Origin of the sequence: Streptomyces sp. VRA16 Mangrove soil (genome assembly GCF_017377775.1) — a bacterium.
Taxonomy (GTDB): Bacteria; Actinomycetota; Actinomycetes; order Streptomycetales; family Streptomycetaceae; genus Streptomyces.
Genome location: NZ_JAFVLN010000020.1, coordinates 44,617 through 59,508 on the forward strand (window position 1 = coordinate 44,617; position 14,892 = coordinate 59,508).

Below are 14,892 nucleotides of genomic sequence, written 5' to 3' on the forward strand. Positions count from 1 at the left end.
AGATCTGGGGGGGTGGTGCCCGAGTGCTGCGTAGAGTCTCAGGAGGCTTGTGTTGCAGGGAAGTTGCCCCGAGGTGGCGGATGCCGGTCTGGCGTCTTCCCGCCACGGGCGGCCCCGCGGCACCGGACGGCCCCCGGTGGCCACGCCGCCCCCTCAGGCCGACGGCCGCCGCGCGTCGTACCGCACGAATCCCCGCCACCGCGCCACCAGCGCCCAGACCGCCACCGCGCACGCCACGCCGCCGCCCACCACGGCGACCCGCGGCGACAGCAGGTCCCCCGCCGTCCCCGCGACGAAGTCGCCCAGGCGCGGGCCGCCCGCCACGACCACGATGAACACGCCCTGGAGCCGGCCGCGCATCTCGTCCGGCACCGCCGCCTGGAGCATCGTGCTGCGGAACGCCATGGAGACGGTGTCCGTCCAGCCGGCGAGGGCGAGGAAGAGGAGGCCGAGCCAGAGGTCGCGGGTCAGGCCGAACACGGCGACGGCCAGGCCCCACCCGGTCACCGCGAGGACGATCCCGAGCCCGTGCCTGCGCACCCGGGGCAGCCGGCCGGAGAACACCCCGCCGCACAGCGCGCCGACGGCGGGCGCGGCGACCAGCAGGCCGGTGGTGCGGGCGTCGCCGCCGTACCAGGCGCCGGCCACCGCGGGGAACAGCGCCTTGGGCTGGGCGAGGACCATGGCGCAGAAGTCGGTGAAGAACGTCATCCGCAGATTCGGCCGCCCGGCCAGGAACCGCAGCCCGTCCACCACGGAGGCCCGCTTCCTGCGCCCGCCCGCGGGCAGGTCCGGCAGCATCGGGGGCAGCCGCCACATCCCGTGGAGGAAGGCGGTGAAGAGGACGGCGTCGACGGTGTACGCGGCCTGGTAGCCGCCGTACCCGACGACGAGGCCGCCGAGGGGCGGGCCGACGAGGAACCCGAAGGTGAGGGTCAGCGAGCCGAGCGCGTTGGCGGCGGGCAGGTGCTCGGCGGGGACCAGGCGCGGGATCATCGCCTGCCGGGCGGGCAGGTTGAGGGCGCTGCACATGGCCTGGAGCGCGACCACGACGTACAGGACCCACACGTGGCGCAGCCCGGCGAACGCGGCCCCGGCGAGCACCATCGCCAGCGCCCAGGTGCCGAACGCGCTCCAGAGGCCGAGTTTGCGCCGGTCCATGGTGTCCGCGACGGCGCCCCCGTAGAGGCCGCAGACGACGAGCGGCACCAGCGAGAAGAGACCGACCAGGCCCACGGCGAAGCTGGACCGGGTCAGGTCGTACACCTGGAGGGACGCCGCGAGCGCGGTCATCGACTGGCCGGTCCAGGAGATGGTGGTGCCGGTCCACAGGCGTCGGAAGTCGGGCGAGACCCGAAGGGGCGTCAGATCGGCGAGCAGGCGTCGGCGGGGCGCGGGCTCCGGGGTGGGTGACGCGACGTCAGAGGCGGTACGGGTTCGGGTCTGTTCACCTGCGGGATCGGCTGAGGGCACCCGGGATGGTATCCGCACCGTCTCCGGTCGCTCCATCCGATTTTTCGCCCGTCCGGCCCCGCCCCGTCCGGCCTACTCCGGCGCGCGGCATCCCGCACTCCGCCGCACGATGCGAAAAGGAGACCGCCGTCCGGCGGTCCGACGCCCTTGTCGTCGGGTTGCGCTCTCGGGAGGAACTGCCATGGCCGTCAGTCTGGAGCAGCTGCGCCGCTGCCACTTCGCCGTCGACCTGGGTGCCGCGCGCACCCGTGTGTATGTGAAGGGTGCGGGTCTCGTCGTGGACGAGCCGAGCTGCGCCGCGGTCAACACCCGCACGGGAGCGCTGATCGCCGTCGGTGAGCTCGCGGAGAAGATGACGGGCCGCACCCCCGCCTACATCCGGGTCGTGCGTCCGGTCTCCGGCGGCACCGTCGTCGACATCGAGATGGCCCAGCGGATGCTGCGCCACCTGATCGGCGAGAAGCTGCGCCGCACCCTGCGCCGCAAGCCCCGGCTGCGGGCGGCGGCCTGCACGCCGCACGACGCGGACCCGCTGGCGCAGCGCGCGGCGGTGGAGACGCTGGTCGGGCTCGGGGCCCGCCGCGTCGAGCTGGTCGACACCCTCATCGCGGCGGCGGTCGGCTGCGGGCTTCCCGTGGAGCAGCCCGAGGCCACGATGATCATCGTGTGCGGCGCGGCCACGACGCAGATCGCCGTTCTCTCGCTGGGCGCGATCGTGACGGCCGACCGGGTGCCGGTCGGCGGCGACGCGATCGACCACGCGGTGGTCCAGCACCTGCGCCAGCAGCACGAGCTGATGCTGCCCTCGCAGTCCGTACGTCCCTTGCAACTGGCCCTGAGCGGCAACGGCCTGCACCCGCACGGCCCCCAGCACACCGAGATCCACGGCCGCGACGTGGCGACCGGGCTCGCCCGCTCGGTGCACGTCGACACCTCGGCCGTGCGGCGCGCGATCCACACCCCGCTGACCGCCGTCCTCGACGGCATCGGCAAGGTGCTGCGCGACTGCCCGCCGGATCTGGTCGCCGACCTCGCGGACCGCGGCATCATGATGGTCGGCGGCTCCGCGCTGCTGCCCGGCCTCGACCAGATGCTGCGGGAGGCCACGGGCATGCCGGTGCACATCGCGGAGCGCCCCGACGTGTGCGCGGTGCAGGGGCTCGGCGCGATGATGGAGGGCAGGATCCAGCCCCTGGTGCTCGACCCGCTGGCCGGCTGACCCGGTCCGCGGCACACGGCACCCTTCGTCGACCGGCCCCAGGGCCGCTGAGGTGAGCATGCAACCAGTGCGGCCGGGCGCCGGTCTCCCCGCTCTCCTGGAGGCGGTGCTGAACGTGGGCACCGAGCTCGAACTGCGCTCCACGCTGCAGCACTTGGTGGACAGCGCGGTGACGCTGACCGGTGCGGCGCACGGGGTCCTCGACGTCGTCGACCCCGGGCACGGCCGACTGCTCGAATCCGTCTCCACGGGCGGCGGCGCCACCGACGGCGTCGCCTCGCTGACCGTCCCCATCCACGTACAGGAGACGACTTTCGGTCGACTGCGGTTGTCCGGAAAGGAGTTCACGGACGACGACCTCGGCCTGCTGCGGGTGCTCGCCACCCAGGCCGGCATCGCCATCGGCAACGCCCGCCTGTACGAGACGGCCAAGCAGCGCGAGCGGTGGATCGAGGGCGCCGCCGAGGTCACCACGGCGCTGCTCACCGGCCGCGCCGAGGACGCCCTCACCTCGGTCGCCGAGCGGGCCCGGCTGCTCGCCGACGCGGCGGCCGGGGTGGTGCTCCAGCCCACGGAGGCGGGCGGCATGTCGATCGTGGCGGCGGCCACCACGGCCGACGCGGACACCCTGCTCGGTACGACGATCCAGCCGGGCAGCGCGGTCCTGACCCAACTCCTCACCGGCGAGCCGGTGTTCATCGACGACTCGGCGACCGACCCGCGGATGACGACAGAGGTCAGGGTCCGGTTCGGGCCGAGCATGATGCTGCCCCTCCAGGCGGCCGGGAAGCTGATCGGCACCCTCGCGCTCCCCCGCGAGCGCGGCGCCCGGCCCTACACCTCCGTCGACCATCTCCTGGCCACCCAGTTCGCCTCGCAGGCGGCGCTCGCCCTGGTCCTCGCCGACGCGCAGGCGGGCCGCGAGCGCCTCGCCGTCTTCGAGGACCGCGACCGGATCGCCCGCGACCTGCACGACCTGGTGGTCCAGCGGCTCTTCGCGACGGGCCTGATGCTCGAATCCACCCAGCGCCGCGTCCAGGTCGGCGACGTGCGCGAGACGCTGGCCCGCGCGGTCGACGAGCTGGAGTCGACGATCCAGGAGGTCCGTACGACGATCTTCGCGCTGCAACAGCCGCCCGCGGAGGCCCCGACGACGTTCCGCGGCCGGGTGCTGCGCGAGACGGCGGGCGCCGCGGCGATCCTGGGCTTCGCCCCGTCGGTGCACTTCACCGGCCCGGTCGAGGGGGTCTTGGGCGACGCGGTCGAGGGCCATCTCCTGACGGCCCTGCGCAGGGCCCTGGCCACGGCGTCCCGGCGCCGCGCGGTCTCCCGCATCGACGTCACGGTCGACACCCGCGGCGCGCTCCCCGACGGCCGCCCCGGCGTCCGCCTGACCGTCGAGGACGACGGCGCCCGTGGTGAGACGCCCACCGCGGGGGCCCTCTCGGGCACGACGGTGACCTGGCAGTCGCCCCTGCGGCAGTGAGCCGCCGGGGCGAGAGGGGGCGAGAGGGCCGCCCGGTGCCCGGGGCGCTGCGGGGATGACCGGCGCCGACTCCGCTCATCCCCGTACGCGCACCGTCCGGGCATCACCGGGTACGGCCGTCCGGAGGATACGACGCGGCGCACGCGCGGGGCACTCCACTGAGCGCGGCTCTGTCCAAAAAACGCAGCCGGTTTCCACGGCACGTGGCAGTTACCTGCCCTTGCGCGACCGGACCCCGACCTCCCTGCCGCCCGACGGCCATGATAGGTAGACTGGTCTACCTAATTGGTTGCCCGCGCGGCCACCCGGCGAAGAGGGGACCCATGACCAGCACCGGCAAGGGAGCCGCGCGCGAGCAACTGCTCGCCGCCGCGGCCCGCCGCTTCTACGCGGACGGGGTCGCCGCCACCGGCATCAACGCCATCACCGCCGAGGCGGGCGTGGCGAAGATGAGCCTGTACAACAACTTCTCGTCCAAGGCGGACCTGGTGAAGGCGTACCTGGACGCCCGGCACGAGGAGTGGCTGGAGCTGTACCGGCGCCGGCTCGCGGGGACGTCGGACGCGCGCGGCGGCGTCCTCGCCGTCTTCGACGCGTACGCCGATCACGCGGCCTTCGACTACGAGGGCGGCTTCCGCGGCTGCGGGCTGCTCAACGCGGCGGCCGAGCTGCCTCCGGGCGACGCCGGCCGGACAGTCGTACGCCGCCACAAGGAAGAGGTGGAGTCGCTGCTCGCCTTGCACCTCACCGAGCTGCTGCCGGGCCGGGACGACGAGGTGCGCGCCCTCGCGGAGCATCTGGCGTTCCTGCTGGAGGGCTCGGTGGTGCGGGCGGGCCTGGAGGGCGCGGGCACCCGGCTGCGGCACGCCAAGACGCTTGCCGAGCAGCTCCTGGACCGCCTGTGAGCCGCCCCGCCGGGCACGCCGCCGGTTCCCTGTGCGTGCTGCTCGCGTCCCTGCTGTGGGGCACGACGGGCACCGCGGCGACCTTCGCCCCCGGCGTCGGCCCGCTCGCGATCGGGGCCGCGGCCATGGGCATCGGCGGGCTGCTCCAGGCGGCCGTCGCCCTGCCCGCGATCGCCCGGCACGCAGGCGATCTGCGCGGACAGCGCGGCACCCTGCTGCTCGGCGCGGTGTCGGTGGCCGCCTATCCGCTCGCGTTCTACAGCTCCATGCACCTGGCCGGGGTCACGGCGGGCACGGTCGTCTCACTCGGCTCGGCCCCGCTCGCCTCGGCCCTGATCGAGCGCGTGGCGGACCGGCGCCGGCTCACCCGCCGCTGGACGGCCGGCGCCGCGCTCGGCCTGTCGGGGACGGTGCTGCTGTGTGTCGCGCAGGCCACGCGGGCGCACGCACCGGAAGGCGGCGCGGGCGGCTCCGTGGGGGCGACCGTGCTCGGCGTGGGCCTCGGGCTGGTCGCCGGCCTGACCTACGCCCTCTACTCCTGGGCCGCGCACCGGCTGATCAGCCGCGGCATCACGTCGGGCGCGGCCATGGGCGCCGTCTTCGGCATCGGCGGCCTGCTCCTGATGCCGGTGCTGCTCGCCACCGGCGCCCCGCTGACCGCCTCGTGGCCGAACGCGGGCGTCGGCGTCTACATGGCGCTGGTGCCGATGTTCCTCGGCTACGTCCTGTTCGGCTGGGGCCTGGCCCGTGTCCCGGCGAGCACGGCGACCACCCTCTCGCTGCTGGAGCCCGCCGTGGCCGCCGTCCTCGCGGTGCTGGTCGTCGGCGAACGTCTGGCCGCTCCCGGCTGGACCGGGATCGCGCTGGTCGTGGGCAGCCTCGCGGTACTGACGATGCCTCAGCGCCGGTCGCGGGCGGCGTCCTTGGGGACCGGACCGACACGGACCGCACGCGACGCGGAGACGACTTCGACGCGCTGATCGCGTCCCGGCGGCGGGCCGTTTACGGAGCGCCGGCCGGCCCCGGCTACGCCCGCTTCGGCTCCCCGGCCGCCGAGCGCAGGTCCGCGAGGAGCTCGGCCTGGTTGCTGAGCACGCCGGTGAGGATGGTGCGCGCCACCCGCAGCAGTTCGGCGACGTGCGGATCGGTCAGCGAGTAGTAGACGTTGGACCCTTCCTTGCGGGTCACCACCAGGTTCGCCCGGCGCAGCACCGCGAGCTGCTGGGACAGATGGGCAGGCTCGATGCCCACCTCGGGCAGCATCTCGGCGACCGCGTGCTCCCGCTCGCTCAGCAGCTCCAGGACGCGGATCCGGGCGGGGTGCCCGAGCGTCTTGAAGAACTCGGCCTTGAGTTGGTACAGCGGCGTGCTCATCGCCCCGGCCCCGCGCTCCCGCGGCCCGCCGCCGCGCACCGCGCGCACTCCGTCCATGCCGGCCGCCCAGAAATCATCACCATGGGGCCATCCTCGCCTGTCGACCCGAAACTGATGACCTTCGGAATTGCCTATTTTAGCAATCGCGCAGGTCAGAGCGGCAGGGTGATCCAGATGCCCTTGCCCCGCCCGTCCCCGTCCGCGCGCACGACGGCGGTACCGCCGAGCTGCAGGGTGAGCTCCGTGACGGTGTCGAGTCCGCCGCCGGTGCGGGGCGCGCACAGGGACGGCTGATGCGGATGCCGGTCGTGGACGCCGAAGGCCAGACAGTCCGTGCCGCCCGCGAAGATCACCGTGATCGACGGCGACAGTTCGGCCGCGTGCCGCACCCCGTTGGTGACCAGCTCGGAGAGGATGAGCAACGCCGGGTCCACGCTCGGGTGCCCCGGGTTCACGCCCCACTCGGCCAGCACCAGCTCCAGCGTCTCGCGCGCCAGGCGCACCGCCGAACCCTCTGCGGGGACGGTCAGCGCGTGCCGGTAGGGCAGGGACTCCAGACCACCGAGCGCCGCGTTCATCGACCGCCCCCTCTTCTCGCCCGCACGGCCGCACACCCCGGCCGGGGCGCGGCTCCCCCACCATCCAACGACTTGCGAAATTTAGCAATTCAGCGAGTGGATCCAGAGACTCCGCGTACGAGAGAGACGTCGACCGCGATCGCGGGAACCCCGCGAACGGATGGCAGGCGTAGAGCCTCGACGTACGTGCGACCTGCGCAACGGCCGCTTCGTACGGGGCTGGTGATGCCCAACGGACAGAGCTCTCCTGCACGAGATCGCGTTGACCAGCTGAGGGCCACCGGCAGGAACGCCCACGCCATTGCCCCGGCCTCACCGCCTGAGTACTTTCACCGATGTGCTGGCGAGTCTGCTACCTGGCCTCCGGGACCTGCGCACGCCTCTGGCGGTGGGGTACCTGTGGCTCATGTGCGCCTGGCTCTGGTTTCACGATGCACTGCCGCGGCGCGCGACAGCGAGTGGTCCCGTCGCCGATCTCTACGCGCTCAACGAAATCCTGCCACCTGCGACCTTCCTGGCCGCGCTCACGTTCTGTGCCTACTTTCTGGGCTCGATCGTCGAGCTTCACGTGGCCGAGGCCCGCTGGCTTGACCCGATCCGACCCAACCGGGCGTCGTGGGAAGCCGTCGCCGACCGTTTCCGCATCCGCCTCGACGAAGGTGAGACCTGGACCGCGGAGCGGCTCGCGGCCGGGGTGGCGGTGTGGCACCGAGCTGCCCCTGCGAGGACCACCAAGTCCATGACTCTGTTGGTCAACCTGAGCGTTGACGAAGCCGAGCAACATCTGCTGGACAGCGGCCCGGGCGCCAGGGCTACGCAGTTGGCATGGCGGGCTTCAATGGAAGCCGCCGTTCAGGCCGCATCGGCACATGCGGTGGCCCAGGGCCAGGACCCTCCTGTCCGTGAGAGCCCGACATTCCTGGGTGGCCCCGGCGTTTGGACGCAGGTGACCTTGAGCCCTTTCTGGTCCACGCAACATGTGTACTGGAACAATTCTCCCGAAGGTACTGCACTCATTGACTGGCGTGGCCGTCAACTGCCGCTGCAGGATGCCACTGTCCGGCAACTGTCAGCCCTCGCGCTCGCCGCTCTCTACGCCCTGCGCGATGAGCTGCCCGACCTCGCCACTCGGCTGCTCATCGAACGGCCCGAGGTCTTTGACAGGTACGACCGATTGCTCGCGGAGGCGTCGATCCGCATCAACATGTTTCTGCCTGTCACTGCGCTCGTGGCCACGTTGGCTCTCCAGGCGCATTGGCTCTGGTGGCTCGGGCTGGCGGCAGGCGGGGCACTCCTCGCCCAGGGGCTCGTACTCCGTTCCCGGGCGCTCGCCGTAGTGATGGACTCGGTGGCCATGCGGCTGATCGAGTCGCCCACAACGACGGCCGTCGAAGGGGCCCAACCATCCGCGGGCGGGCCTGAAGACCCACGCACCAGGTACGGGACAGCGACGAGGTGAGAACCCCACGTCACGGGCGCAGACGGCCCTGTAGTGCGCCTGCGGGCAACGTCCTGGAGCCTCGGGCAGCATTCGGGCAACACGCCCGAACGGGTGATTGTTCTGCCCGGTTCGACCTCGGCCAGTTTTGACGACGTGTCAGGTAGGGAAGAAGAAGCCCCAGGTCAGATCGTTTCTTCCCTGGGGCACTCGGTGGGGCGGGTGGGACTCGAACCCACGGCCGACGGATTATGAGTCCGCTGCTCTAACCGGCTGAGCTACCGCCCCGTTACGGCGCGCCGCGCACATTTGTGCGCGCCGTCTGCCGCAGCATAGCCGCTCATACGATCTCCTGCTCCGGATGGTTCGGCTCTGCACGACCTTGAGGACTCCGGCAGGCCACGGCCGGTTCCACCCGGCACGAAAAAGCCCCCCGGAGTGGACTCCGAAGGGGCTTGTTCGACAGCTCTCCCGACTGGACTCGAACCAGTAACCTGCCGGTTAACAGCCGGCTGCTCTGCCAATTGAGCTACAGGAGATCGAGCTCCCCCGACTGGACTCGAACCAGTAACCTGCCGGTTAACAGCCGGCTGCTCTGCCAATTGAGCTACAGGGGAATGACCTCATTGCGTCAAACGCCGCTACCTGGGTACTTGCCGGGCGGCGGTCGCTCGTTGCGAGACATACATTAGCGCAAGCAGGGGGGTGCTCCGCCAATCGGTATCCCCCGGCGATCATCAGGCACCCCGGTGACCGCCACGACGAACCGTGATCCACCACGACGCCTCGCTACGGAAAGGGTGGCCGACATGCGCTACCGGCTCACATTCATCGCCGGTCTGGCCCTGGGATACGTGCTGGGGACGAGGGCCGGACGCGAGCGGTACGAGCAGTTGAAGAAGACCGCACGCGAGATCTCCCAGAACCCGGCCGTGCGCAACACGGCGGAGTCGGCCGCGCAGCAGACGCGCGAGTACGCCGGGAAGGCGTTCCACTCCGTCAGCGCGAAGGTGGAGGGCAAGGTTCCGGACTCGGTGGCCGACCGGGTGCGCTCGCTGCGGGAGCGCGGCGGCCCCGGCGAAGAGGACGACTGGGGCACCACTAACACCTGAGGGCACGCGCACCCCGGCGGTGCGGCAGAATTTCCAGCATGGGGATAGTCGCCGGGCTGGACAGTTCGCCCGATTTCACACGCATTGTCGTTTGTGACGCGGACACCGGGGCCGTGCTCCGGCAGGGGTACGCCCCGCATCCGCTGGAGGCACCGGAAGGCGGCGGGCGGCCGTCCGACGTCGATCCCCAGGCCTGGCTGCTCTCGCTCGGCGAGGCGGCCGGCGGCGGACTGCTCGAAGGCGTGCAGGCCATCGGTGTCTCGGCGCAGCAGAACGCGCTGGTGCCGCTGGACTCGCAGGGCAACACCGTGCGCCCCGCGCTGGTGGGCGCCGACAAGCGGGCGCAGGTGGCGGCGGCCGATCTGATCGACCGGCTCGGCTCGCGCGAGGCGTGGGCCGAGGCCGTGGGCAGCGTGCCGCAGGCGGCGCAGCCGGTGGCCAAGCTGCGCTGGCTGGCGCGCGCCGAGCCGGAGAACGCGCAGCGTGTGGCCTTCCTCATGCAGGCGCACGACTGGCTGGTGTGGCAGTTGCTCGGGCGGCCCGCGCGCCGGACCACGGACCGTGGCGGGGCCTCGGGCACCGGGTACTGGTCGGCCGCGACCGGTGCCTGGCGGCCCGATCTCGTGGAGCTGGCGCTCGGGCAGCGGGCCGGACTGCCGGAGGTGCTCGGCCCGGGTGACGCCGCGGGGACGACCCCGGAGGGGCTGATCATCTCGGCCGGTACCGGGGAGACCATGGCCGCCGCGTTCGGCCTCGGCGTGCGGGCGGGCGACGCCGTCGTCTCGCTGGGCGCGTCCGGGTCCGTGATGGCCGTGCACCATGAGGCGCTGGTGGACTCCGGCGTTTCCATCACGTCGCTCGCCGACGCGACCGGGATGCATCTGCCCGTCGTGCATACGTTGAATGCCGTGCGCACGTTGCGGGGCACGGCCGAGCTGCTGGGGCTCGACGGGGGGCTCGAAGAGCTTTCCGAGCTCGCCGCGAAGTCGACACCGGGCGCCCACGGCCTCGTACTGCTGCCGTATCTGGAGGGCGAGAAGACGCCCAGCCTGCCGCACACCGCGGGGACGCTGAGCGGGCTTCGGCGGGAGTCCATGAAGCCGGAGCATCTGGCGCGGGCCTCCTTCGAGGGCATGCTGTGCGGGCTCGCCGACGCCATGGACGTCCTGCGCGGCCGCGGTGTGGAGATCCGGCGGGTGTTCCTGCTCGGGGCCACCGCCGAACTGCACGCCGTGCAGGCGCTGGCGCCGATGCTGTTCGGCACGCAGGTCGTGGTGCCGCAGCCCGCCGACTACGCGGCGATCGGCGCCGCCCGGCAGGCCGCGTGGGCGATGACCGGCCAGTTGCCGATGTGGCAGGGCGCGGCCACCCAGGTCTTCGAGCCCGGTGAGGAACTGCCCGTGGGGCAGGCGGTGCGGCAGCAGTTCCGGGCGGTGCGGGAGCAGATACACCCCGGGGCGTTCGCGTAGCGGCAGGATCCGGTCTTTGAGCTCTCTTGGGTTAATCGGTTGAGGTAACACGGGTGGAGTGTTCGACGATAGGGGTCCATGCGTCTCCGTTTCGGCGGGGCGTGTCCCCCTCCCCAACCGCTCTCAGTCCAGATCGCCGACCACCGAGAGACCGAGCGTGCTCATACGACTCCTGCGGACCTACCTCAGTCCGTACAAGAAACCCATCGGGCTGCTGGTGCTGCTGCAGTTCCTGCAGACCTGCGCCTCGCTGTATCTGCCGACTCTGAACGCCGACATCATCGACAACGGTGTCGTCAGCGGCGACACCGGCTACATCCTGAAGTTCGGCGCCCTGATGCTGGGCGTCACGATCGCCCAGGTCGTCTGCAACACCGGCGCCGTCTTCTTCGGCGCCAGGACCGCCGCCGCGCTCGGCCGTGACGTGCGGGCCGGCGTCTTCGACCGGGTGCAGTCCTTCTCCGCCCGCGAGGTCGGCCACTTCGGCGCGCCCTCGCTGATCACCCGCACCACGAACGACGTGCAGCAGATCCAGATGCTGGTGCTCATGGGCTTCACGCTCATGGTGTCGGCGCCGATCATGTGCGTCGGTGGTGTGGTCATGGCGCTCGGCCTCGACGTGCCGCTGTCCGGCGTGCTGCTCGCCGTGCTGCCCGTGATGGCCGTCGTGCTGTCGCTGATCATCCGGAAGATGCGTCCGCTGTTCCGGTCCATGCAGGTCAAGCTGGACACGGTGAACCGGGTGCTGCGCGAGCAGATCACCGGCAACCGGGTCATCCGCGCGTTCGTGCGCGACGGCTTCGAGAAGGAGCGCTTCGGTGACGCCAACTGGGACCTGACCAAGACGTCCCTGGCCACCGGCCGGATCATGGCCCTGATGTTCCCGTTCGTCATGACGATCGTGAACATCGCGTCCATCGCCGTGGTCTGGTTCGGCGCCCACCGGATCAACAGCGGCGGCATGCAGATCGGTGACCTCACCGCGTTCCTCGCGTACCTCATGCAGATCGTGATGAGCGTGATGATGGCCACCTTCATGTTCATGCAGGTGCCGCGCGCCGAGGTGTGCGCGGAGCGCGTGCAGGAGGTGCTCGACACGGAGTCGAGCGTCGTGCCCCCGGAGGCCGCCTCGTCCGTGCGCGAGCTGCGGCGGCGCGGGCACCTGGAGATCCGGGGCGCCGACTTCGGCTACCCGGGTGCCGAGGAGCCGGTGCTGCGCTCCGTGGACCTGATGGCGCTGCCCGGCGAGACCACCGCGATCATCGGCTCGACCGGCAGTGGCAAGTCGACGCTGCTCGGGCTCGTCCCGCGGCTGTACGACACCACGTCCGGCGTCGTCTACGTGGACGGTGAGGACGTCCGCGGGATCGACCCGGAGCTGATGGCGAAGACGGTGGGCCTGGTGCCGCAGAAGCCGTATCTGTTCTCCGGAACCGTCGCCTCCAATCTGCGCTACGGACGGCCGGACGCGACCGACGAGGAGTTGTGGCACGCCCTTGAGGTCGCGCAGGCCAAGGACTTCGTCAGCAAGCTGGAGGGCGGGCTCGACGCGCCCATCACCCAGGGCGGCACGAACGTCTCCGGTGGCCAGCGCCAGCGGCTCGCCATCGCGCGCACGCTCGTCCAGCGTCCGGAGATCTACCTCTTCGACGACTCGTTCTCCGCGCTCGACTACGCCACGGACGCCGCGCTGCGCCGGGCGCTGACCGCCGAGACCGCCGAGTCGACCGTGGTGATCGTGGCCCAGCGCGTGGCCACCATCCGGGACGCGGACCGGATCGTCGTCCTCGACGAGGGCCGGGTCGTCGGCACCGGACGCCACCACGAGCTGATGGCGGACAACGAGACGTACCGGGAGATCGTCCTCTCCCAGCTGACGGAAGCGGAGGCCGCCTGATGAGTGGGCCGATGGCGGCGCGGATGGCGGCCGGTGGGCCGAACTCGCGCTCGATGGACTTCAAGGGGTCCGGCAAGCGGCTGCTGAAGCGGCTGGCGGCGCACCGTGCCTCGGTGGTCGGTGTGCTGGTCGCCGTCGTGATCAGTGTGGGTCTCTCGGTGGTCGGACCGAAGATCCTGGGTCACGCGACCGACCTGCTGTTCGGCGGGATCGTCGGCGGGCAGCTGCCCGCGGGGCAGACCAAGGAACAGGTCATCGAGGGCCTGCGGGCCAAGGGTGACGGCGGCATGGCCGACATGCTCGGCGGGGTGGACTTCACGCCCGGCCAGGGCGTGGACTTCGACCGGATCGGGGAGGTGCTGCTGCTCGCGCTCGCCGTGTTCGCGGTGGCCGGCTTCTCGATGATGATCGGCACCCGGCTCGCCAACCGGGCGATCAACCTGGCCGTGGCGAAGCTGCGCGGCGACATGCAGGCGAAGCTCCAGCGCCTTCCGCTGTCGTACTACGACAAGCAGAAGCGCGGCGAGGTGCTGAGCCGGGCGACCAACGACATCGACAACATCGGGCAGACGCTGCAGCAGACGATGGGGCAGATGCTCAACTCGCTGCTCACCATCGTCGGCGTCCTCGTGATGATGTTCTGGATCTCGTGGCTGCTGGCGCTGGTCGCGCTCGTCACGGTGCCGCTGTCGGTGTTCGTCGCGGCGAAGGTCGGCAAGCGGTCGCAGCCGCAGTTCGTGCAGCAGTGGAAGACCACAGGCGTCCTGAACGCGCACATCGAGGAGATGTACACCGGCCACACGCTGGTGAAGGTGTTCGGGCGGCAGAAGGAGTCGGCCCAGCAGTTCGCCGAGCAGAACGAGGCACTGTACGAGGCCGCGTTCAAGGCGCAGTTCAACAGCGGCATCATGCAGCCGCTGATGTTCTTCATCTCGAACCTGAACTATGTGCTGGTGGCCGTGGTCGGTGGCCTGCGGGTCGCGTCCGGCTCGCTGTCCATCGGTGACGTGCAGGCCTTCATCCAGTACTCGCGGCAGTTCTCGATGCCGCTGACGCAGGTCGCCTCGATGGCGAACCTGGTGCAGTCGGGCGTCGCGTCGGCCGAGCGCATCTTCGAGTTGCTGGACGCCGAGGAGCAGTCCGCCGATCCGGTGGACGGCGAGAAGCCGCAGAACCTGCGCGGGCACGTCGAGTTCGAGCACGTCGCGTTCCGCTACCAGGAGGACAAGCCGCTCATCGAGGACCTGTCGCTCACGGCGGAGCCGGGGCACACGGTCGCCATCGTGGGGCCGACGGGCGCGGGCAAGACCACGCTCGTCAATCTGCTGCTGCGGTTCTACGAGGTCAGCGGCGGGCGCATCACGCTCGACGGGGTCGACATCGCGAAGATGTCGCGCGACGAGCTGCGGGCCGGGATCGGCATGGTGCTGCAGGACACCTGGCTGTTCGGCGGGACCATCGCGGAGAACATCGCGTACGGCGCCGCGAAGGACGTCGGCCGGGAGGAGATCGAGGAGGCCGCGCGGGCCGCGCACGCCGACCGCTTCATCCGGACGCTGCCCGAGGGCTACGACACGGTGATCGACGACGAGGGGACCGGGGTCAGCGCAGGTGAGAAGCAGCTCATCACCATCGCGCGCGCCTTCCTGTCCGACCCGGTGATCCTGGTCCTCGACGAGGCGACCAGCTCGGTGGACACCCGGACCGAGGTACTGATCCAGAAGGCCATGGCGCGGCTCGCGTCCGGCCGTACGTCGTTCGTCATCGCGCACCGTCTGTCGACGATCCGCGACGCCGACACGATCCTGGTGATGGAGAACGGTTCCATCGTGGAGCAGGGCTCGCACGACGCGCTGGTCGCCTCCGGCGGGGCGTACCAGCGCCTGTACGAGGCCCAGTTCGCGCAGGCCGTGGCCGAGGTCGACTAGATCCTTTCCGGAT

12 protein-coding genes and 3 tRNA genes are annotated in these 14,892 nt (G+C 71.2%); 9 read left to right on the plus strand and 6 right to left on the minus strand.

Annotation, left to right across the window (positions count from 1 at the left end):
- Positions 1-153: 153 nt before the first annotated feature.
- Entirely contained in the window at positions 154-1,509 is a 1,356-nt protein-coding gene (locus J3486_RS37230) for an MFS transporter (RefSeq protein ID WP_207828260.1), read from the minus strand.
- A gap of 145 nt (positions 1,510-1,654) precedes the next feature.
- On the opposite strand from J3486_RS37230, the gene J3486_RS37235 reads away from it, so the two are divergent.
- The 4 genes from J3486_RS37235 (at position 1,655) to J3486_RS37250 (ending at position 6,063) form a co-directional block, all read left to right on the plus strand.
- Complete coding sequence (locus J3486_RS37235) at positions 1,655-2,692, plus strand: rod shape-determining protein (protein ID WP_207828262.1); 1,038 nt, start codon at positions 1,655-1,657, stop codon at positions 2,690-2,692.
- A gap of 58 nt (positions 2,693-2,750) precedes the next feature.
- A complete protein-coding gene (locus tag J3486_RS37240; RefSeq protein WP_207828404.1) occupies positions 2,751-4,178 on the plus strand; it encodes a GAF domain-containing protein in 1,428 nt (475 codons plus the stop codon).
- 323 nt (positions 4,179-4,501) lie between these two features.
- Positions 4,502-5,083, plus strand: a complete 582-nt coding sequence (locus J3486_RS37245) for a TetR/AcrR family transcriptional regulator (RefSeq protein ID WP_207828264.1) — start codon at positions 4,502-4,504, stop codon at positions 5,081-5,083.
- Positions 5,080-6,063, plus strand: a complete 984-nt coding sequence (locus J3486_RS37250) for a DMT family transporter (RefSeq protein ID WP_374194817.1) — start codon at positions 5,080-5,082, stop codon at positions 6,061-6,063. Before J3486_RS37245 ends, J3486_RS37250 begins: the two co-directional genes overlap by 4 nt.
- A gap of 46 nt (positions 6,064-6,109) precedes the next feature.
- Here J3486_RS37250 and J3486_RS37255 read toward each other — a convergent pair whose 3' ends face one another.
- Both J3486_RS37255 and J3486_RS37260 read right to left on the minus strand, forming a co-directional pair.
- Positions 6,110-6,457, minus strand: a complete 348-nt coding sequence (locus J3486_RS37255) for a metalloregulator ArsR/SmtB family transcription factor (protein ID WP_207828406.1) — start codon at positions 6,455-6,457, stop codon at positions 6,110-6,112.
- 152 nt (positions 6,458-6,609) lie between these two features.
- A complete protein-coding gene (locus J3486_RS37260; RefSeq protein ID WP_207828265.1) occupies positions 6,610-7,035 on the minus strand; it encodes an anti-sigma regulatory factor in 426 nt (141 codons plus the stop codon).
- Positions 7,036-7,372: 337 nt separating this feature from the next.
- Here J3486_RS37260 and J3486_RS37265 point away from each other — a divergent pair, with 337 nt between their 5' ends.
- Complete coding sequence (locus J3486_RS37265; RefSeq protein WP_207828266.1) at positions 7,373-8,494, plus strand: hypothetical protein; 1,122 nt, start codon at positions 7,373-7,375, stop codon at positions 8,492-8,494.
- Positions 8,495-8,687: 193 nt separating this feature from the next.
- Here the strand turns inward: J3486_RS37265 and J3486_RS37270 are convergent.
- The 3 genes from J3486_RS37270 to J3486_RS37280 all read right to left on the minus strand — a co-directional run bounded on the left by J3486_RS37270 (position 8,688) and on the right by J3486_RS37280 (position 9,090).
- Positions 8,688-8,761 (minus strand) — tRNA-Ile (locus tag J3486_RS37270).
- Between the two features lie 178 nt (positions 8,762-8,939).
- Positions 8,940-9,012: transfer RNA gene (locus J3486_RS37275), tRNA-Asn, on the minus strand.
- Between the two features lie 5 nt (positions 9,013-9,017).
- A tRNA-Asn gene (locus tag J3486_RS37280) sits at positions 9,018-9,090 on the minus strand.
- Positions 9,091-9,282: 192 nt separating this feature from the next.
- Here J3486_RS37280 and J3486_RS37285 point away from each other — a divergent pair.
- From J3486_RS37285 to J3486_RS37300, 4 genes are all read left to right on the plus strand, one after another.
- Complete coding sequence (locus tag J3486_RS37285; RefSeq protein ID WP_207828267.1) at positions 9,283-9,585, plus strand: YtxH domain-containing protein; 303 nt, start codon at positions 9,283-9,285, stop codon at positions 9,583-9,585.
- A 38-nt stretch (positions 9,586-9,623) separates the two neighbouring features.
- Positions 9,624-11,054 carry an FGGY-family carbohydrate kinase gene (locus J3486_RS37290; protein WP_207828268.1) on the plus strand — a complete coding sequence of 477 codons (1,431 nt, stop codon included), beginning with the start codon at positions 9,624-9,626 and terminating at the stop codon, positions 11,052-11,054.
- Between the two features lie 157 nt (positions 11,055-11,211).
- On the plus strand, positions 11,212-12,951 hold the full coding sequence (locus J3486_RS37295) for an ABC transporter ATP-binding protein (RefSeq protein ID WP_207828269.1): 1,740 nt from the start codon (positions 11,212-11,214) through the stop codon (positions 12,949-12,951).
- A complete protein-coding gene (locus J3486_RS37300) occupies positions 12,951-14,879 on the plus strand; it encodes an ABC transporter ATP-binding protein (protein WP_207828270.1) in 1,929 nt (642 codons plus the stop codon). Before J3486_RS37295 ends, J3486_RS37300 begins: the two co-directional genes overlap by 1 nt.
- The last annotated feature ends 13 nt before the right edge of the window (positions 14,880-14,892 follow it).